At 70.9% G+C, this 19,190-nt stretch carries 20 protein-coding genes; 13 read left to right on the top strand and 7 right to left on the bottom strand.

What is annotated here, in order from left to right:
* The first annotated feature begins 3 nt into the window (after positions 1-3).
* From ACWDZ7_RS39185 to ACWDZ7_RS39165, 5 genes are all read left to right on the top strand, one after another.
* Complete coding sequence (locus tag ACWDZ7_RS39185; RefSeq protein WP_451803531.1) at positions 4-714, top strand: vWA domain-containing protein; 711 nt, start codon at positions 4-6, stop codon at positions 712-714.
* Positions 711-1,139 carry a hypothetical protein gene (locus tag ACWDZ7_RS39180; protein ID WP_451803530.1) on the top strand — a complete coding sequence of 143 codons (429 nt, stop codon included), beginning with the start codon at positions 711-713 and terminating at the stop codon, positions 1,137-1,139. The genes ACWDZ7_RS39185 and ACWDZ7_RS39180 overlap by 4 nt, the downstream gene beginning before the upstream one ends.
* Before the next feature lie 51 nt (positions 1,140-1,190).
* Positions 1,191-2,270: a hypothetical protein gene (locus tag ACWDZ7_RS39175; RefSeq protein WP_451803529.1), complete on the top strand. Its 1,080-nt coding sequence runs from the start codon at positions 1,191-1,193 to the stop codon at positions 2,268-2,270.
* Between the two features lie 162 nt (positions 2,271-2,432).
* The gene (locus ACWDZ7_RS39170) at positions 2,433-5,648 is read left to right on the top strand and encodes a tetratricopeptide repeat protein (protein ID WP_451803528.1); all 3,216 of its coding nucleotides are present in this window, start codon (positions 2,433-2,435) and stop codon (positions 5,646-5,648) included.
* A 214-nt stretch (positions 5,649-5,862) separates the two neighbouring features.
* The gene (locus ACWDZ7_RS39165) at positions 5,863-6,981 is read left to right on the top strand and encodes a serine hydrolase domain-containing protein (protein WP_451803527.1); all 1,119 of its coding nucleotides are present in this window, start codon (positions 5,863-5,865) and stop codon (positions 6,979-6,981) included.
* Between the two features lie 70 nt (positions 6,982-7,051).
* Here ACWDZ7_RS39165 and ACWDZ7_RS39160 read toward each other — a convergent pair whose 3' ends face one another.
* From ACWDZ7_RS39160 to mca, 3 genes are all read right to left on the bottom strand, one after another.
* Positions 7,052-7,630: a hypothetical protein gene (locus tag ACWDZ7_RS39160; RefSeq protein ID WP_451803526.1), complete on the bottom strand. Its 579-nt coding sequence runs from the start codon at positions 7,628-7,630 to the stop codon at positions 7,052-7,054.
* Between the two features lie 144 nt (positions 7,631-7,774).
* Positions 7,775-7,975 carry a hypothetical protein gene (locus ACWDZ7_RS39155; RefSeq protein WP_451515040.1) on the bottom strand — a complete coding sequence of 67 codons (201 nt, stop codon included), beginning with the start codon at positions 7,973-7,975 and terminating at the stop codon, positions 7,775-7,777.
* A 19-nt stretch (positions 7,976-7,994) separates the two neighbouring features.
* Positions 7,995-8,876, bottom strand: a complete 882-nt coding sequence (mca, locus tag ACWDZ7_RS39150) for a mycothiol conjugate amidase Mca (protein ID WP_451803525.1) — start codon at positions 8,874-8,876, stop codon at positions 7,995-7,997.
* Between the two features lie 123 nt (positions 8,877-8,999).
* Between mca and ACWDZ7_RS39145 the strand changes: the two genes are divergently transcribed.
* Positions 9,000-9,434, top strand: a complete 435-nt coding sequence (locus ACWDZ7_RS39145; RefSeq protein ID WP_451803524.1) for a DUF4307 domain-containing protein — start codon at positions 9,000-9,002, stop codon at positions 9,432-9,434.
* A 176-nt stretch (positions 9,435-9,610) separates the two neighbouring features.
* The gene (greA, locus tag ACWDZ7_RS39140; protein ID WP_451803523.1) at positions 9,611-10,108 is read left to right on the top strand and encodes a transcription elongation factor GreA; all 498 of its coding nucleotides are present in this window, start codon (positions 9,611-9,613) and stop codon (positions 10,106-10,108) included.
* A gap of 58 nt (positions 10,109-10,166) precedes the next feature.
* On the opposite strand, the gene ACWDZ7_RS39135 is transcribed toward greA, so the two are convergent.
* Genes ACWDZ7_RS39135 through ilvA form a run of 3 tightly spaced genes read right to left on the bottom strand, consistent with a single transcriptional unit; the run spans position 10,167 to position 13,238 of the window.
* Positions 10,167-11,018 (bottom strand): ABC transporter permease, encoded by an 852-nt coding sequence (locus tag ACWDZ7_RS39135; RefSeq protein ID WP_451803522.1) that lies wholly within the window; start codon positions 11,016-11,018, stop codon positions 10,167-10,169.
* Positions 11,015-11,977, bottom strand: a complete 963-nt coding sequence (locus tag ACWDZ7_RS39130) for an ATP-binding cassette domain-containing protein (protein WP_451803521.1) — start codon at positions 11,975-11,977, stop codon at positions 11,015-11,017. The genes ACWDZ7_RS39135 and ACWDZ7_RS39130 overlap by 4 nt, the downstream gene beginning before the upstream one ends.
* A gap of 31 nt (positions 11,978-12,008) precedes the next feature.
* On the bottom strand, positions 12,009-13,238 hold the full coding sequence (gene ilvA, locus ACWDZ7_RS39125) for a threonine ammonia-lyase (RefSeq protein ID WP_451803520.1): 1,230 nt from the start codon (positions 13,236-13,238) through the stop codon (positions 12,009-12,011).
* 157 nt (positions 13,239-13,395) lie between these two features.
* Here ilvA and ACWDZ7_RS39120 point away from each other — a divergent pair, with 157 nt between their 5' ends.
* The 3 genes from ACWDZ7_RS39120 (at position 13,396) to ACWDZ7_RS39110 (ending at position 14,940) form a co-directional block, all read left to right on the top strand.
* On the top strand, positions 13,396-13,914 hold the full coding sequence (locus tag ACWDZ7_RS39120) for a MarR family winged helix-turn-helix transcriptional regulator (RefSeq protein ID WP_451803519.1): 519 nt from the start codon (positions 13,396-13,398) through the stop codon (positions 13,912-13,914).
* Positions 13,915-13,978: 64 nt separating this feature from the next.
* On the top strand, positions 13,979-14,461 hold the full coding sequence (locus ACWDZ7_RS39115) for a sigma factor-like helix-turn-helix DNA-binding protein (protein ID WP_451803518.1): 483 nt from the start codon (positions 13,979-13,981) through the stop codon (positions 14,459-14,461).
* Between the two features lie 227 nt (positions 14,462-14,688).
* Positions 14,689-14,940, top strand: a complete 252-nt coding sequence (locus ACWDZ7_RS39110) for a hypothetical protein (RefSeq protein ID WP_451803517.1) — start codon at positions 14,689-14,691, stop codon at positions 14,938-14,940.
* Positions 14,941-15,006: 66 nt separating this feature from the next.
* On the opposite strand, the gene ACWDZ7_RS39105 is transcribed toward ACWDZ7_RS39110, so the two are convergent.
* Positions 15,007-16,170 (bottom strand): cystathionine gamma-synthase, encoded by a 1,164-nt coding sequence (locus ACWDZ7_RS39105; protein ID WP_451803516.1) that lies wholly within the window; start codon positions 16,168-16,170, stop codon positions 15,007-15,009.
* Positions 16,171-16,295: 125 nt separating this feature from the next.
* On the opposite strand from ACWDZ7_RS39105, the gene ACWDZ7_RS39100 reads away from it, so the two are divergent.
* The 3 genes from ACWDZ7_RS39100 (at position 16,296) to ACWDZ7_RS39090 (ending at position 18,834) form a co-directional block, all read left to right on the top strand.
* Positions 16,296-17,414, top strand: a complete 1,119-nt coding sequence (locus ACWDZ7_RS39100; protein ID WP_451803515.1) for a hypothetical protein — start codon at positions 16,296-16,298, stop codon at positions 17,412-17,414.
* A 106-nt stretch (positions 17,415-17,520) separates the two neighbouring features.
* Positions 17,521-18,237, top strand: coding sequence for a peptide-methionine (S)-S-oxide reductase MsrA (gene msrA / locus ACWDZ7_RS39095; protein ID WP_451803514.1), 717 nt, complete (start codon positions 17,521-17,523; stop codon positions 18,235-18,237).
* A gap of 183 nt (positions 18,238-18,420) precedes the next feature.
* Positions 18,421-18,834 carry a hypothetical protein gene (locus tag ACWDZ7_RS39090; RefSeq protein WP_451803513.1) on the top strand — a complete coding sequence of 138 codons (414 nt, stop codon included), beginning with the start codon at positions 18,421-18,423 and terminating at the stop codon, positions 18,832-18,834.
* Positions 18,835-19,190: the final 356 nt, after the last annotated feature.

The following is a 19,190-nucleotide window of genomic DNA, read 5'->3' as shown; positions in this document are numbered from 1 at the left end:
TACATGAACGCCACCAACGACCAGTACCGGGGCAATCTGCAGTACGCCGTCGACATCGTGCTCTGTATCGACGCGACCGGCAGCATGTTCCCCGTTCTCGACAACGTGAAGTCGAGTGCGCTGCAGTTCCACGACAGGCTCAACGACGTCATGGCCAAGAAGGGCAAGGCCATCAGCCAGCTGCGTCTGAAGACCATCGCGTTCCGGGACTTCGGTGACGACCCGGCGACGGCGATCGAACAGACGGACTTCCTCCGCCTTCCCGACCAGGCCAAGGACTTCGAACAGTTCGTGCGTGGCATCGACGCGGGCGGCGGCGGTGATATCCCGGAGTCGGGCCTCGAAGCGCTCGCCCTCGCCATCAACTCCCCGTGGGAGACAGGCCTGGACCGCAGGCGCCACGTCATCGTGATGTTCACGGACGCCCCCGCTCATCCGCTCGGCACCGCGGGCGCCTCCGCGCAGGCGTACCCGACCGACATCCCGCGCAGCATCGACGACCTCTTCGAGCAGTGGGGCTACGCCCGCAGCCAGACCGCCGTCATGGAGCAGTCGGCCAAGCGGCTCGTCCTGTTCGCGCCGGACCAGGAGCCGTGGAAGGACCCGATCTCCGAAGAATGGGACCTCACCCTGCATTTCGAGTCCAAAGCGGGTGAGGGCCTGGAGGAGTTCGAAATGGACGAGATCATCGAGACCATCGCGAACAGCCTGTGATCCAACAGCTGGAGTGGCCAGGATTCCGCCTCACATACGACGAGGGCGTCCTGGGGCTGCGCTGGTCCGACGCCGCGGACCTGGAGGTCAAGGCTGAACGCTGTATCGAGGCATCCCTGCGACCCACCTCGGACGACCGTTCCGGCCAGGTGGTGTTCCGGTTCAGGAGCGCGCCGTCCGACGCGCCCGACCTGATCGTGGTGCGGGTCGGCGTTCCATCCGCCCACGTCCAGGGCGCCGAGCAGTTGATCCAGCGGTTGCGGCGCGAGCACGGCGTACCGGACCGGCAGGCCGACGAGGACGAGGCGGCCGAGCTCGCCCGGGTCCCCGCGGGGGCGGGCGGCTGGGTCCTGGTACCGGCCGACCCCGCGTCCGAGGAGCTCTTCGGCGAGCTCATGGACCGGATCGAGAACGACGCCGACTGAGCAGGGGTCCCCGCCCCACGCAACCACATGACAAGGAAAGGCAGTACAAGGGTGGCGGCAACGGCCAACTGGCGCTGCGCGGACTGCGACATCGTCAACAAGCCCGCGGAGAGGGCCTGCACGATCTGCGGCAGCACCCGACGTGCGCCCGCCTCCGCCCCTGCCGCCGCCCCGCCCCGCAAGAGCGCTCCGCGGCCGACGGCCAGACGCCCCTCACCGGCAAAGCCGAGGGCGGAATGGCGCTGCACCAAGTGCGACACGAACAACGGCGAGGAGGACACGTCCTGCCGCGCCTGTGACACCAGCTGGAAGGCGGCGACCAAGCCCGCGGCCAAACCGGCGGTGAAGAAGTCTCCGCCCACGTCTGCCGAACCCGCCTCGGGCGGCTCGGCGAAACCGGCCCCCAAGAAGCCGGCGCCCAAGAAGCGGACACCGAAGAAGACGACGCCGTCGTCGGCATCGGCGGCCAAGAAGACCGCCTCGAAGCGACCGGCCCCGGGGCGCCCGTCCTCCGCCGGTTCCGCAGGCTCCATGCGCGCGACGTCGAGCGCGCGTCCCGAGAGTCTCTTCCACCCGCCGCCCACCGCCGCGACGGGCTACACCCCGACCGCCCCGCGCCGCCCCACCCCACCACCTCGCCCGTTTCCGAGGCCGCGTCGGTCATCCCCACCGGCACCGGCGAAGAAGGGCAACGGCTGCGCGAGCTGCCTGGGCGCCCTCGTCATGGGCACCCTGCTGCTCGTCGTCGGCAAAAGCTGCGTCAGCGCGACCGACTCCGACTCCAGCAGGCCGGACGACTCCGACACGGGCCGGAGCACCACCGCCTCCTGTCCCACGCGCATCGCCGACGAGCTGCCGTCCGGCGACGGCGCCGAGCTGGTCGAGGCCTTCCGCACGGGCAACAAACAGATCACACTGTGCCGCACCGCGGGGGGCAAGTTGTTCTACTTCGGCGAGTTCAGTGATCAGCGCGAACCTGGCATCGCTATGCCTGCCGAGCGGACCAGTGACGGTTACGAAGCCAGCAATCCTCCGTACCGCTACGACATCCACGACGGCGTCGTGACGATCTACAAGTCGGGCACGCGACTCGGTCAGGAAGAACTGACGGAGGAGCCCTCGCCCAGGTGATCAGCGGTGCGCTCGCCACACAGCGTCTGGTGTCGGGCCTCGGGAAGGCAGCGTCCGGCTCACGTACGACGGGCCCTGATCCGCCGACTCCCTCGCGTCGGAGCCCCGTACGCAGGACACTTGTGGCCGCAGGTGACTGTTGCTCTCGGAGGGGGAACCCATATGCGGGACAGCCATCGGGCCGACGCCGAGCGGCTGTTGGCACGGGCCGTGGAGGAGGAGGTGCGGCGTTCGGGCGGGCGCGTCGACGGGAGCGTCCTGCTCTCGCGGGCGCGCGGCGCGCTCGACGCCATGGCGCAGACGGCCGCCGAGGAGTACGAGACGTACACCCGGGCGCTCGACGAGTCGGACGCCGGGCGGCTCACCTTCGGGCAGCGGTACGCGCGCGAGGGCGCCGGAACGCCCCTGCTGGTGGCGGTGGTCGCCGCCGTCGCGGCCGGCGTGTCCGACCTGTCGTTCGGCACGAGCGTCGGCACGGCTCTCGCCACCGGCGCGGTCGTCGCCGTGGCGGGCGCGGCGGCGACGGTCCTGAAGGTGACCGCCTCCCATGTGCCGGCGGCCAGCCGCCGCGCCGGGGCGCTCAGCCAGCCGGGCGGGCCCGAGCAGCTGCGGCTCCAGTGGCTGACGGCGCTCGAGGTGCGGGGCATCCGGCCCTTCATCGACCAGCAGCGTGTCCTCACCGCGTCGACGGGCACGCGGACGGCGAAGACCGCCGCGCCCCAGCTGCGCGGCACGGACAAGAGCGCGGCGGCGCGCAGACGCTCCGTACTCCAGCAGTCCTTCGATCAACTGCCTGTGAGCCAGGCGCCGTTGGCGGGCCGCAGGGCCGAGCTGGGGCGGATCGCCCAGTGGGTGCACGCGGCGCGTGCCAGCACCGACACGCGGCCCACGGTCGTCATGCTGTACGGCGCGCCGGGCTCGGGCAGGTCCTCGCTGGCGGTGCGGGCCGCGCACGATCTGCGGGACCAGTTCCGGGGCGCGTGCGTGGTGGATCTGCGCGGCGACGCCCCGGGGGAGACCCCGCTGTCCACGCGTGACGCGCTGCTGCATCTGCTGAATCGATTGGGCGCGCCGCGCGAGCAGCTGCTCTTCCGGGAGCGTTCCTCGCAGGAGCAGCAGGTCAAACGGCTCAGCGAGCTGTACCACCAGTATCTGACGGGCGTCGCGGTGGCGATCGTCCTCGACGACGCCGGCGACGCCGAGCAGGTCCGCACCCTGGTGCCGGAGCGCTCCGACAGCCTGGTCCTGGTCACCGCCCGCGAGCCGCTGGAGCTCCCCGCGGACCTGCCCGCCTGGGTGCACCGCCTCCCGGTCGAGGCGCTGGACGAGGCGGGCGCGGAAGAGCTGCTCCGGGAGTCCGCCGAGGAGCTTCCCGGGCCCTACGACGCCGAATCGGCGGACGCGGTAAGGGAGTTGTGCGGCGGTCTGCCGCTCGCGCTGCGCGCCGCCGGTTCCGCGCTCGGCCCGCGCTCGCCACGCCAGCTGGCGGCCGACCTGGCGGCGTACGGCCCCGCCGAGAAGGTCGGCCCCGTGGAGCGCGTCCTGTGGCTGCGCCACACCGACCAGTCCGAGTCCGCCCGGCGGCTGCTGCGGCGCCTCGCGCTCGCCGGGCGCGCCTCGCTCGGCCCGGCCGCCGCGGCGGCGCTGCTCGCCACGGACGAGCAGGAGGCGGGCCGCCAGCTGACCGCGCTCTCCCGGGCCGGCCTGGTGGACCAGCTCCGGGGCGGCCGCTACCGCCTGCACGACCTCGTACGCTCCTTCGCCCAGGCCCGCCTCCTCGACGAGGAGGAGCCCGCCGAGCGCACCGCCGCGCAGGAGCGGCTCATCGCCAGCTACGGCGAGCTGGCCGACACGGTGATCCGCCTGGTCGACGGCAAGACGTCGACCAGGGCGGACCAGTTCGGGCAGCACGGCTTCGCCTCGCTCGACGCGGCGCTGCGCTGGCTGGACGACGAGTCGACGTTCATCACGGCCGCGCTGCGACACGCGGACGGCGTCGACCAGCGGGCCGTCCTCAACCTCCTGGGCGCCCTGTGTGACTACTGCCTGCTGCGCGGCGACCTCTACCGCCTCGGCGAGATCAACGAACTCACCCAGGCCATCGACCAGGGCCTGCTCGGCCGCAGCGTGCAGTGGCGCACGGGCATCGCCGCCCGCCAGCTCGGCGAACTCGACCAGTCGCGTACGACGTTGAACTCCGTCGTCGACCTCTACTTCGAGGCCCACCAGGACGCCGCCGCCGCCCGCGCGCTCGGCTCCCTCGGCATCACCCTGCACCACCAGGGCAACCTCACGGAGGCCGCGGCCCGGCTGACGGAGGCGCTGGACCTCCAGGCCGCCGACGAGCTGGCGGGCGACCGCGCCTGGACGCTGCACGCGCTCGCGGCGGTGGAGCGCGACCGCGCCCATCTGGCACACGCGCTCGACATGCTGGAGAGGGCGCTGACCCTGCACCGCGACAGCGGCTCCGTGCACGGCGAGGCGTGGACGCACTTCCAGCTCGGCCAGCTGCGCCTGCGCATGGGCGACGTACCGAGCGCGGAGAGCGAGCTGCGCGGCGCCCTCGACCTGTACGGCCGCACCCGCGACGCGCGCGGCGAGGCCTGGGCGCTGACACAGCTCGCGCGGGCCCGCCTGGTGGACGGCGACCCCTCGCCCGCGGTGGAGGGCCTGCGCCAGGCGGTGTCCCGGCACCGCGACAACGAGGACGCGCGCGGCGAGGCCTGGTCCCTGTACTACCTCGGCCAGGCCCTGGAGGAGACCGGCAGCCTCGACCAGGCGGTGCGGGAGCTCGAACGGGCGCGCACGATGTTCTCCCGGATGCGGGACGTGTACGGCCTGGCGTGCGCCCGCCACCACTCCGCGCGCGTGACCCGCGACCAGCGCGCCGCGCAGACCGGCTCGCTGCGCAACTCCGGCTTCGCCCGCCAGCTCCTGGTCGACGCCCGCGCCGACTTCCAGCGGATCGGCGTCGCGCACGGCGAGGCGTGGACCTGCCTGGAACTGGTGGTCGTGGACGCGGGCAACTCCCGTACGCAGCAGGCGCTCGCCCTCTGCGACGAGGCGATCAGCCTGTTCACGTCGTACGGCGACGACCGCGGCGCCGACTGGGCCCGCTTCCTGCGCTGCACCCTGCTGCCGTACGCCTCGCCGGGCGGCTGGGAGATCGGCACGGCCGTCGCCCAGGAGGAGCTGAACCAGCTGGCCCGCGCCGACCACCCGACCCGCGACGGCAAACTGGCCGACTACGTCCAGGCGTACGGCCTGCTCCTGGAGCGCGGCGCCGACCTGGAGACGGGCTGGCAGGCATGGCGGCTCGGCATGGTTCCGAGCCGGCACGCGCGGGAGGTGATGGGGGTCGCGGTGCCGGGACGGTGAGCCACGGGAGGCGGGGGTTAGCCCCACCGGGAGCCGGGCGGCAGCAGGATCGTCGCGGGTGATCACGTCCGGACATGCTGGGTCCGGGCCCGGCGGACGCCGTCGGCCTCCCTCGATTCCGTGGTCCCGTGATCCCGTAGGAGTTGGCTCAGTGCGTGAACAGGCATGGCAGAGGTTTCGTTCTCCGGGGTGGCGGGGCGGTCGGCGCGCGGTCGTGTCGGCCACGGCCGCGGTGGCCGTCGGCGTGCTGGCGCTGGGCGCCCTGGCGCCGCCCGCGGCGGCGTCCGCCAGGCCGGACCGCGTCCAGCAGGGCCTGAACGCGCTGGTCCACGACGACGGCGTGCCGGCCGCCCTGGCGAGCGTGAAGAGCCCAGACGTGAAGAGCCGAGAGGGCCGCACCCGCACCTACACCGCCGGCGTCGGCGACCTGGCCACCGGCTCGAAGGTGCCCCGGGACGGCCAGGTGCGGATCGGCAGCAACACCAAGACGTTCACCGCGGTCGTCATGCTGCAACTGGTCGCGGAAGGCAAGGTCGGCCTCGACGACCGGGTCGACACGCACCTGCGGGGCCTCGTCCGCGGGGACGGCATCGACGGACGCCGCATCACCGTCCGCCAGCTCCTCCAGCACACCAGCGGACTTCCCGACTACGTCAAGTACCTCGCCGACGAGCCCAAGCACTACGCCCCACACGATCTCCTCGACACCGCCCTCCAGCACAAGGCCGACTTCGACCCCGGTGAGAAGTGGGGGTACAGCAACACGAACTACGTACTGGCCGGACTGATCATCGAGAAGGTCACCGGCCACCGCCTCGCCACGGAGATGGAGCGGCGCGTCATCAAGCCCGTCGGGCTGCGCCACACCTACTTCCCCGCCCCCGGTGACTCCACCATCCGGGAGCCCCACCCCAAGGGCTACTACCAGAACGCACCGGGCGGGCCGCTGCTCGACGGCACGGAGCTGGATCCCTCATGGGGCTGGGCGGCAGGTCAGTTGATCTCCACCAACTCCGACCTGAACCGGTTCCACACCGCTCTCCTCGCCGGCCGCCTCCTCCCCAAGGCCCAGCTCGCCCAGATGCGCACCACCGTCCCCGCCGGAGCCCCCTTCGCCTCCGGCGCCCGCTACGGCCTGGGTCTCGTGAGCACGCCCCTGTCGTGCCGCGACGACGTCTACTGGGGCCACGGCGGCAGCACCACCGGCTACCAGACCCGAGGCGGCGTCACCGACGACGGCCGCGCCGTCAACGTCGCGGTGACCACCCAGCCGAGCGACAAGGCGGTCATGGAGCGCGTCGAGGGAATCGTGGACGAGGCCCTGTGCCGCTGACAGGGCAACAAGGCATATGGGCCCTGGCCGCTGTCAGCGGCCAGGGCCCACGGCATGCGGAGCGTGCTGGTCAGGCCTGAGCCCTGTGGATCTTCCAGATACCGACATCCGAGCTGCGGTTGAAGTACGCGTTGGTGCACAGGTCGTACTTGCCACCGCTCGCCGTGGTCACGTTGTTGGTCTCCAGGAAGCCACCGTTGTCGCCGTACAGGTTCCACAGGTGGACGATGTCGCCCGCCCTGACGTTCTGGTCGGCCGGGCTCGACGCCTGGGCGAAGATCCGCCAGCGGCCGGTGCCCGCGGCCCGGTCCCGGGCCTCGGAGGTGGACACGTCGTACTTCGCGCCCGCGTTCTTCTGCGCGTCGCTCGCGTGGCCGTTGGTGTCGAGGTAGCCGCCGTCGCCGCCGTAGAGGTTGCGCAGGTACACGACATCACCGCTGGCCACGGGCTGGCCGGCCGCCTTGCCGGACGCGGAGAGGATCTCCCAGGTGCCCGTGCCCTTGGCGCGGGCGGGTGTGGCGGTGGTCGACACCTGGTACTTGCCGCCCGAAGCGGTGCTGTGGCCGTTGGTGTCGAGGTAGCCGCCCTGCCAGCCGTTGTAGCCGTTCTGCAGATGGATCTGGTCGCCGTACTTGAGCTCGTTCGCCATCGGGCTTTCCTTCCCTGGATGACGCTGCATGTTGGCGCCCGCCCGGCAAGCCGGGGCCGGCGCCCCACGGGGACAGCAGCCATCTTGGCAATTAAGCCCGAAACCGCGACCCACTACGCAAACCTGGCGAAAACTGGATCCTCTCTAGGTCTCCTTGTCAGCGCGCTTCTCGCCCGTACCGGCCGTCTCCGGCTCCTTGAAGTCGACCTTCCCCATGTGCCGGTTCATCGACTTCATCAGGCCCCACACGGCCAGGGCCATCACCGCGAAGACGATGAATCCGAGGACGCCGGGGGTCACCTTGTCGTCGTCGACCTCCTTGGCAAGAGGGACGAGATGCGTCATTGCCAGATGTGCGTTCACGCTAGGCATTGTCGCGGATGCCCGCAAAGAGGTCGTCCTCGGGGAGGGAAGTATCGACGAGCGACTTCGCCAGCTCGTACTCCTCCGTGGGCCAGACCTCCTTCTGGAGCTCCATCGGGACGCGGAACCAGCCGCCGTCGGGGTCGATCTGCGTGGCGTGCGCGATCAGGGCCTTGTCGCGGATCTCGTAGAAGTCGGCGCACGGGACGTGCGTGGTCAGCGTGCGCTCGACCCGCTCGAACTCGTCCCAGCGCTTGAGCCAGTCCCCGTACGGCGACTCCAGGCCGCGGTCGAGCATCGCCTGGTGCAGCGCCTCGGTGCGCGGGCGGTTGAAGCCCTGGTTGTAGTAGAGCTTCCGCGGCTGGTAAGCCGGGCCGAACTCGCTCTCGGGGTACTTCTCGGCGTCCGCCGCGCCCTCGAACGCCACCATGCTGATCTTGTGGGTCATGATGTGGTCGGGGTGCGGATACCCGCCGTTCTCGTCGTACGTCGTGATGACCTGCGGACGGAAGGAACGGATCTGGCGCACCAGCTCACCGGCGGCCTTGTCCACGTCCTCCAGGGCGAAACAGCCCTCGGGCAGCGGCGGCAGCGGGTCGCCCTCGGGCAGCCCCGAGTCGACGAAGCCGAGCCACTCCTGCTTGACGCCGAGGATCTCGCGCGCCTCGTCCATCTCCTTCTTGCGCACCTCGTGGATGTGCTCCTGGATGTAGGCGTCACCCTGGAGCTTCGGGTTGAGGATGTCGCCGCGCTCACCGCCCGTGCAGGTCACGACGAGCACGTCCACCCCCTCGGACACGTACTTGGCCATGGTGGCCGCGCCCTTGCTCGACTCGTCGTCGGGGTGGGCGTGAACGGCCATCAAACGCAGCTGCTCAGTCAAGACTCGATCCTCAAGTTGTCGGGCGCCCTCGTGATCCGGCGCAACACGCGGCTTCTATAGTGACGGAACCGGGGGGCGGAAAATTCCGGCATCCCCTGTTCCTGGAGGACGATCATGGCGGCGGTGGGTTCGAGGCTCCCCGAGGGGCCTTCCGAGGGCTCCTCCACGGCTCTTCCCGAGGGGCGGTACGGCCGCTCACGCACGGCCGACGAGGCCGCCGACCGCAAGCTGCGGATCATCGGCTCCGTGCTCGGCGTCGCCCTGCTCGGCGTCGTCGGCTGGTTCGGCTACGACTACGTCAACGGTACGAAGGTCAGCGCCGAGGTCATCAAGTTCGACGTCGTTTCGGCCAGCACCGTCAAGGCGCACCTCGAGGTGCGCAAGGACGCCGACGCCAAGGGCTACTGCACCCTGCGCTCGCAGGCCGAGTCCGGCGCCGAGGTGGGCCGCGCGGACTTCCGCTTCGACCAGCGCGAGGGCCGTGTCGACAAGGTCGTCACGCTCCGTACGACCGCGAAGGCGACCAGCGTCGAGCTGCTCGGCTGCCACTCCGACTGACACGGCGGTCCCGAGGCCGCCTTTGCGGGCCTCACCTGCGTTGACGTGATTCTGATGGCTTATGTCCTCCCCTTGGCGCACCTGAATTGTTAGGCTCGTGGTTTCGCCCACCCGTGAGGGAACATCCTTCTGGGTAGGGCGATGCTTTGTATTCCCAGTACCTACGAGGAGCACCTGTGACCCAGACCAGCGAGAACGTCACCTGGCTGACCCAGGAGGCGTACAGCCAGCTCAGGGCCGAGCTGGAGTACCTGTCTGGTCCCGCGCGCACCGAGATCGCAGCCAAGATCGCGGCAGCGCGTGAGGAGGGGGACCTGCGCGAGAACGGCGGGTACCACGCGGCCAAGGAGGAGCAGGGCAAGCAGGAGCTCCGCGTCCGCCAGCTGACCCAGCTCCTGGAGACCGCCAAGGTCGGTGAGGCCCCGGCCGCCGACGGCGTGGTGGCGCCCGGCATGGTCGTGACCATCGCCTTCGACGGCGACGAGGACGACACCGTGACGTTCCTGCTCGCCTCCCGGGAGTACGCGAGCGACGAGATCGAGACGTACTCGCCGCAGTCCCCGCTGGGCACCGGCGTGAACGGCAAGAAGATCGGCGAGAACGCGCAGTACGAACTGCCGAACGGCAAGCTCGCCTCCGTCAAGATCCTTGAGGCCAAGCCGTACCAGGCGTAGCCGCACCGGACCTGGCGACCTGGCCCCCGCACCTCGAGTGCGGGGGCCAGGTCGCGTGTCAGGCCGTCGCCGAGCGGTACTTGCGGACCGCCAGGGTGCGGAAGATCAGGACGATCAGGACCGAGTAGATCACCGAGGCCCAGACCGGATGCTCCATGGGCCAGGCCGTGGACCCGGAGACGCCGGGGTTCCCGAAGAGCTCGCGGCAGGCCTGGACGGTCGCGCTGAAGGGGTTCCAGTCGGCGACATGGCGCAGCCACGGCGTCATCTGGCGGGAGTCCACGAACGCGTTCGAGATGAACGTGACCGGGAAGAGCCAGATCAGGCCGCCTGAAGTGGCCGCCTCCGGGGTGCGCACCGAGAGGCCGATGAGCGCGCCGACCCAGGTGAAGGCGTAGCCGAGCAGGAGCAGCAGCCCGAAGGCGCCGAGGGCCTTCCCCACGCCCTCGTGGGCGCGCCAGCCGACGAGCAGCGCCACGACCGCGAGGACGAGCAGGGTCAGCGCGGTCTGCACGAGGTCGGCGATGGTGCGCCCGGTGAGGACCGCGCCGCGCGCCATGGGCAGCGACCGGAAGCGGTCGATGAGCCCCTTGTGCATGTCGTCGGCGATGCCGGCCCCGGCGCCCGCGGTGGCGAAGGTGACGGTCTGCGCGAAGATGCCCGCCATCAGGAAGTTGCGGTAGACGGCGGGGTCGGTGCTGGTGCCGATCTTCATGGAGCCGCCGAACACGTAGCTGAACAGCACCACGAACATGACCGGCTGGATGAGCCCGAAAAGGACCATCTCGGGAATCCTGGTCATCCGGATCAGATTCCGTCGGGCGACGACCAGGGAGTCCCTGACGGACTGGCCGATGCCGCCCGTGGGCCTGGGGCCCGCCTTGCGCACGGTGTCGGTGACGGTGCTCATTTATCGGCCTCCAGCTCGGCGGCATGGCCGGTGAGGGAGATGAAGACGTCGTCGAGGGTCGGGCGGCGCAGGCCGATGTCGTCGATCCCGACGCCGCGGATGTCGAGCTCGCGGATCACCTCGGCGAGCAGCTTGGCGCCGCCGCTGACGGGCACGGTGAGCTTGCGCGTGTGCTCGGCGACGGCGACCGCCACGTCGCCCTTGCCGAAGCCGCGCAGGACCTCGGCGGCGGCGGCGATGTGCTCGCGCTCGTGCACCACGACCTCGACGCGCTCGCCGCCGGTCCTGGCCTTGAGCTGGTCGGAGGTGCCGCGGGCGATGACGCGGCCGTGGTCGACGACGCAGATGTCGTGCGCCAGGTGATCGGCCTCTTCGAGGTACTGCGTGGTCAGGAGCAGCGTCGTACCGCCCGCGACGAGTTCCTGGATGACCTCCCACAGCTGCTGGCGGTTGCGCGGGTCGAGGCCGGTGGTGGGCTCGTCCATGAACATCACGGGCGGCGAGACGACGAGCGCGGCCGCGAGGTCCAGGCGGCGGCGCATGCCTCCTGAGTACGTCTTGGAGGGGCGGTCGGCGGCGTCGGCGAGGTGGAACCGGTCGAGCAGCTCGGCCGCCCTCGCCTTGGCCTCCTTGGCCTTCAGCTGGTAGAGCTGCCCCACCATCCGGAGGTTCTCGCGGCCCGTCAGGTACTCGTCCACGGCGGCGAACTGCCCGGAAAGGCCGATCGACCTGCGCACCTCGTTCGGGTGCTTGAGGACGTCGATGCCCGCGACGACGGCCTTGCCGCTGTCGGGTGTCAGGAGCGTCGTCAGACAGCGGACCGCGGTGGTCTTCCCCGCGCCGTTCGGCCCGAGCAGTCCGAGCACGGTGCCTTCCGGGACATCGAGATCGACGCCGTCCAGAGCCCTTACGTCGCCGAAGGTCTTCACCAGGCCTTCGGCGTAGATGGCGCCTGGCATGTGAGTCCTTTCCTGGGGAAAAGCTTAGGTGTCAGCCGATGACCGTGTAACCCGCCTCGCGCAGCGCCTTGCCCACCTCCGCGCAGTGCTCGGGCCCCTTCGTCTCCAGGTGCAGCTCCACCTCGGCCTCCGTCAGTCCGAGGCGCGGATCAGTGCGTACGTGGCTCACGTCGAGGACGTTGGCGTCGACCACGGTCAGCACGCCGAGGAGCGTGGCGAGGGCGCCGGGGCGGTCCGTCAGGCGCAGCCGCAGCGACAGATAGCGGCCCGCCGCCGCCATGCCCTGCCGCAGGATGCGCTGCATGAGGAGCGGGTCCACATTGCCGCCGGAGAGCAGCGCGACCACGGGGCCCTCGAACGACTTCGGGCTGCTCAGCAGGGCCGCGACGGGGCTCGCGCCCGCCGGTTCGACGACCATCTTGGCGCGCTCCAGGCAGAGCAGCAGGGCGCTGGAGAGCTCGTCCTCGGAGACCGTCACGATGTCGTCGACCAGCTCCTCGATCAGCTGGAACGGCACGTCGCCGGGGCGTCCGACCTTGATGCCGTCGGCCATGGTCGCGGGGTTGGCGATCGACACCGGGTGGCCGGCGGCGAGCGAGGGCGGATAGGCCGCGGAGCCCGCCGCCTGCACGCCGACCAGCCGCACGTCCGGGCGCAGCGCCTTGACCGCCACCGCGATGCCCGCCGCGAGGCCGCCGCCCCCCACGCCGACGACGAGGGTGCGCAGCTCCGGGCACTGCTCCAGGATCTCCAGGCCGACCGTGCCCTGCCCGGCGATGATGTCGGGGTGGTCGAAGGGGTGGATGAACACGGCGCCCGTCTCGCGCGCGTACTCCTGGGCGGCGGCCAGCGTCTCGTCGACGACCTGGCCGTGCAGGCGGACCTCGGCGCCGTACTCCCGGGTGGCCGCGACCTTGGGCAGCGGCGCCCCGGCCGGCATGAACACCGTGGAGCGCACGCCTAGCAGCGAGGACGCCAGGGCCACGCCCTGCGCGTGGTTGCCCGCGCTGGCGGCGACGACACCGGCGGCGCGCTCCTCGGGGAGCAGGCCGGCGATCCGTACGTACGCGCCGCGCAGCTTGAACGAACCCGTGCGCTGGAGGTTCTCGCACTTGAGGTGCACAGGGGCGCCCACCAGCTGCGACAGGTGCCTGCTGCCCTCCATCGCCGTGGTCCGGGCCACTCCGGAGAGCATCTTCCACGCGCCGCGCACATCGTCGAGGGTGACCGTCGGCAAGGGGACAGGCGTGCGGTAGCTCATGTCGGCAAGTCTCGCAGCCGACGCGCGAGACCTCTCGCCGTGACCAAGGGACGAGACCGTTCTGCGCGTAGGTTTGCGCAGCGCAGGTACGGTACGCGCCGTGTCCGCGTACCCTGTCCCCCAACCCACCGCCCTCGCATGAAGTGAGCCCCCGGCCATGCCCACAACTCCGGACATGACGACCGCCAGTGAACCCGGCCTCCTCGACAGCCTGCAGCACCAGGTGGCGGTCTTCGCCCGCCGCGCGGAGCAGACCCGCCTCGGCGGCGTAGGCCAGGTCCGCAACTCCATGGACCGCGCCGCGTATCTGCTGCTCAACCGCCTCGACAAGGAGGGCCCGATGGGTGTCAAGGCGCTCGCCGCGAGCATGGGCATCGACTCGTCGACGGTCACGCGGCAGGTCGCCCCGCTGGTCGACACCGGACTCGTCAAACGCACCTCGCACCCCGAGGACGGGCGGGCCGTGGTGCTCCAGCTGTCGCCGCGCGGCCAGGCCCGGCTCGACGAGGTGCGTTCGTCGCGGCGCGAGCTGATGGCCGAGTTGACGCAGGACTGGGACCCGGAGGAGCGCGAGAGCTTCTGCGCGCTCCTCACACGCTTCAATTCCGCCCTCTCCGCGCGCCAGATGTCACACGCGGCGCCCGGCGGTGAGGTTCCGGCCACTCCGGAGTCTTGACCCCGGCCCCGCGTCTGGCCTCATATGAGACCGGGACCCCCCTTCCCTCCGGCCGGGAGGCGCGGTGCGAGAACGGCAGGCGCTCCAGAGCGCCCGCCGTGCCCGGGAGTTCGAGGCGTTCGTCGCGGGCGCGGCAGGGCGGCTCCTGCATGCCGCGACCCTGCTCACCGCCGAGCCGCCGGACGAGAACCCACGCGCGCGTGCCCTGCTGACCGCCGCCCTCGCGCATACGTACGCGTCGTGGGACCGGCTGCGCGGCGAGGACCCCTACGACCGCACGCGCCAGCAGGTCGCCGTCCGCTTCGCGCGGGGCGCCTGGCGCCGCCACCGCGGCCACGGCGGGGTCCTGGAGCGGCTCAGCTCCCAGGAGCGGCTGATTCTCGTGCTCCGGATGTACGAAGGGGTGGCCGAGGAGCAGACCGCGGCGCTCCTCGGTCTGCCCGCCGACCGGGTCTCGTCGATCTGCGCCCGCGCGATGGCGACGGTCCTGCACCCGCCGCGCGGACCGGCGCCGGCGCGGGCGCTGAGCGGGGCGGTGCCGTCATGAGCCGGGCGGGCCCGTCGTGAGCCGGGGGCCCGTCATGAGCCGGGGGCCCGTCATGAGTCGGACGGTGCCGTCATGAGCCTGGGGGCCCGTCATGAGCCGGGCGGGCCCGTCGTGAATCGGGCGGGCCCGTCGTGAGCCGGGGGCCCGTCGTGAATCGGGCGGTGCCGTCGTGAGCTGGGGGCCCGTCATGAGTCGGGCGGGCCCGTCATGAGTCGGGCGGTGCCGTCATGAGTCAGTACGAGCGCAAGGAGATCGCCGTCCGGCGTCTCCTGGAGGGCGCGCAGCAGCCGGTGCCTCCGGAGCTGTTCGGCGAGGCGGTGCGGCGGGGCGGGCGGTTGATGCGGCGGCGCCAGGTGGTGCGGCGGATTCTGTGGCTCGTCCTGGTGGCCGCCGTCGTCGCGTTCGCGGTGTGGGCGTCCGTAGCCGAGCCCTGGGTGGAGCGGCCCGCGGATACGACCCCGCCCCTTACCCGCTGGTAGCGGGTGAGCGGGTCTCTCCCACGCGCTCACCCGTCGCCCCGCATCACCCGGCGCGCGCCGTAGGGGCTAGCCCAGTGCCTGCTTCAGGTCTGCCAGGAGGTCGTCCGCCGACTCGATGCCCACCGAGAGACGCACGAGGTCCGCCGGGACCTCCAGGGCCGAGCCCGCCACCGAGGCGTGCGTCATGCGGCCCGGGTGCTCGATCAGGGACTCGACACCGCCCAGGGACTCCCCCAGGGTGAAGAGCTTGGCGCGGTTGCAGACCTCGACGGCCGCCTCCTCGCCGCCCTCGACCTGGAACGACACCATCCCGCCGAACGCCTTCATCTGCTTGGCGGCGATCTCGTGACCGGGGTGCTCCGAAAGGCCCGGGTACAGGACGCGCGTCACGCGCGCGTGCCGGGTCAGCATCTCGGTGACCTTGGTGGCGTTCTCGCTGTGCCGGTCCATGCGCACCGCGAGGGTCTTGATGCCGCGCAGCACCAGCCAGGCGTCGAAGGGCCCGGCGACGGCGCCCATCGCGTTCTGGTGGTACGCCAGCTCCTCGCCGAGTTCCGCGTCGTCGACGACCAGCGCGCCGCCGACGACGTCCGAGTGGCCGCCCATGTACTTCGTCATGGAGTGCACGACGATGTCCGCGCCGAGCGCGAGCGGCTGCTGGAGGTAGGGGCTCGCGAAGGTGTTGTCGACGACGAGGCGCACCCCGGCCTCGCGGGCGATCTGCGCGACCGCGGCGATGTCGGTGATGCCGAGCAGCGGGTTGGAGGGGGTCTCCACCCAGATCAGCTTCGTGCGATCGGTCAGCGCGGCCCGCACCGCCTCCGGGTCGGAGGTGTCGGCCACGGACCACTCGACGCCCCACCGCGAGACGACCTTGGCGAAGAGGCGGAACGTGCCGCCGTACGCGTCGTCGGGGATGACCACGTGGTCCCCCGGGCCGAGCAGCGCGCGCAGGAGGCAGTCCTCGGCGGCCAGACCTGACGCGAAGGCGAGCCCTCGGCGGCCGCCCTCCAGTGCGGCCAGGTTCTCCTCCAGGGCGGTCCTCGTCGGGTTCGCGCTGCGGCTGTACTCGTAGCCGCCGCGCAGGCCGCCGACGCCGTCCTGCTTGTAGGTCGAGACCTGGTAGATGGGCGGGACGACGGCGCCGGTGAGCGGGTCGGCCGTGTTGCCCGCGTGGATCGCCACGGTCTCGAAACTCTGCGTGCCGGGGGTGCTGTGCAAGTCACTCATGCGGCCTGAGCGTAATGCGCGCGAAGGTACTTCCGCCGCCCGACCGTACGGTCCTTCCGCCCGGTCGGTGCGGATACGTCCCGGCAGGTTCGCCAATTGTCGGACCCGTCTGGTTCGCTTGTGTCATGGAGATTCTCTGGTTCCTGTTCGCGGTGATCATGATCGGTGCGGTCCTCGGGCCCGTGCTGCTGCGCAGGCGCGGCGGAATCCGGCAGGTCGAGCCCGGCTCCCCGGACGCCGCCGACCCGGCGAACTACGGCTTTCTGCGCCAGGAGGAGCTGGACATCCGCATGCCGGGGCCGGACGCCGATCTCCTCGAAGTCCTGGACCTCGTGCAGCGCACGCAGGAGTGGAAGGCCGCCTCGCAGCTGCTCGCGGGCACGGAGACGCACGGTGAGCGCCGCTGGCAGCGGGTGCAGGCGTTCGCGGGCGCGGCCTCGCTGGAGCTCCAGCGGCGGCCCGGTGGCGTGAGTGAGAGCCCCGGCGGGCAGTGGCTGCGGGTGTGGCGGGCCGAGGCGCCCAAGGACGCGGGGGGCGCCGCGGTGCACGCGGAGTTCCTCGTGCAGCAGGCGTGGCGGACCGCCGCCCAGGGGACGGACGAGTTCCGGATCATTCTGGAGGAGGCCAAGGAGGCGTGCGCGCAGGCGGCGCTGCTCTCTCCCGGCGACCCCGTTCCGTACATCATCGAGCTGTCCATCGCGCGCGGCCTCGCGTATCCCCGCGAGGAGTTCGAGCAGCTGTGGCTGAAGATCCTGGACCGCGCGCCCGCGCACATGGGCGCGCATCTGGCGGCGCTGCACTACTGGTGCGAGAAGTGGCACGGCTCGCGCGAGCTGGCGTACAACTTCGCGGAGGCCGCCGCGGCGCGCGCCCCCCAGGCCTCCCTCCTCGCGGCGCTCCCGCTCTTCGCCGTCTACGAACACATGCCCGAGGTCAATCTGGTCCGCGGCTTCTACGAGAGCGAGGTCGTCACCAAGGCCATGGAGGGCGCCCTCTTCGCGGTGCACGCCGCGCGCGCGGACGACCCGATGCTGGCGCACGTCCGCCACCTCCTGGTCTTCTTCCTGGTCCGCTGCGAGCGCTGGTCGGAGGCGATGAACCAGCTGGTGCACGTGGACGGCCACGTCGGGGCCCTGCCCTGGAGCCTGTCCCCCGACCCGGCCGAGGGCTACGCGGTGTACCGCGCGCTGGCGGTGGCGGGGTACGAGGCGAACGGCGGCAGCCCGGCGACGCTCCCGCACTGAGCCGTCCGCGTCCGGAACACCGGGGACCGCCCGTCCGGAATGCCGGGACCCACCCGCACGTTCCCTTGATGCACCCCTGTCAGGTCCCGCACGAGGAGAGACCCACATGATCTTCGGCCGCACGCCCGAGCTCCCCACCCCCGAGCAGGCCCTGAAGGGCCGGGCCACCCCGGAATTCGAGGTCCCCTCGCGCCACACGGTCCTCGGCAACGCCCTGCTCGGCCCCTACCCCGAGGGTCTGGAGATCGCGGACTTCGCGCTGGGCTGCTTCTGGGGCGCGGAGCGCAAGTTCTGGCAGACGGACGGCGTCTGGACGACGTACGTCGGCTACCAGGGCGGCTACACCGAGAACCCCTCCTACGAAGAGGTCTGCTCCGGCCTGACGGGCCACACGGAGGCGGTCCGCGTCGTCTTCGACCCGTCCAAGGTCTCGTACGCCGCGCTCCTGAAGCTCTTCTGGGAGTCCCACAACCCCACGCAGGGCTTCCGTCAGGGCAATGACGTCGGCACGCAGTACCGCTCGGCGATCTACACGCACTCCCCCGAGCAGGAGGCAGGGGCGAAGGCGTCCCTGGAGGCCTACCAGCGGGTCCTGACCGCCGCGGGCCACGGCACGATCACGACGACGGTCCTCCCGGCCGAAGCAAGGACCTTCTGGCCGGCCGAGCCGTACCACCAGCAGTATCTTTCGAGCAGCAAAAACCCGGACGGGTACTGCGGGATCGGTGGGACCGGCCTTGAGCTGGACAGCCCGTCGGAGACGAACTGGGGACGGGCTTGCCCGACGGGAATCGCTCCGGCACCTCAGGCCACGGAACAGTAGGCCTTCAGCCCCCGCTCGACCGAACAGACTGTGCCGCCCCCTGTGAGCCAGTACGGCGGTACAGCCGTTCCATGCATTGTTCAGCTCGATGACTGCGCAAGGCCCTCGCCGTCCTGAAGCGTTATCCGGCCATGTAGCCCACTTACGGCGTGAATCATCATGCTCGGCGTCACGATTAGAGACATGGCGACTTCGGGGGCAAAAGGCGGTCTGTTCGGCGGCTTGGGGCAGTGGTGGGGCGTCTTGGCTGGCGCCCTACTCATCGCCGCGTGGATCAATGAGGCAGCGGGCCCGGCAGCGATCATCGCCTTGTCCGCCGTGGTCCTCCTATGGTCCTTCTTCCAAGCCCCGGTGACCTGCGGAGCTCCAGTCAGAGGACGTAAGGACGGCTGCCGCAACAACGCAACCGGCATCCTCATGGGCTGCCATATCCACCAGCATCGATGGCAGAAGCTCAAGATGCTGATCTTCCGACGGCGCGTACGGGAGTTCTGCTCTGGGCTGTTCTCAGACGGCAAGGGGACCCTCGTCACGTTGGCAGCAGCAGGCAGCTTCCTGTCCGGGCTAGTGGCGCTGGTACCTGGCGTCGCCGTCTAACGTGCACCAGGTAGCGAGTGCGTGCTCCCCTTCGTGAGCCACATGGGCCTGTCATCGAAGGCGAGCTACCGCCTCAAGGACTGATCGTTGCGGCTGTGTCCCGGACAAACGCTGAGAGGCCCGCGGGAACTGAAGCTGCTTGATCGATCACTCGCAGCGCATCCCGCAAGAGAAGACGGTTCCGGCCTGAGCTTCTGACGTCCAGAAGAGGCAAGATTTTGTGGATCTCTTCCTCAACCTGTCCACGCTTTCCCTTGCGCGTACTGACCTTCAAAGCGTGGTGTCGCGAGGGACTGACGTCTCATGATCCCTGCGGTACGCCGACTGCATGAGGTATGCGCAAGGGGGCGGGCTGA

The sequence above is a fragment of the Streptomyces sp. NPDC003032 genome, assembly GCF_053591415.1.
Note: the sequence above shows the minus strand (reverse complement) of the source record. Positions and strands in the feature narration are given on the sequence as shown.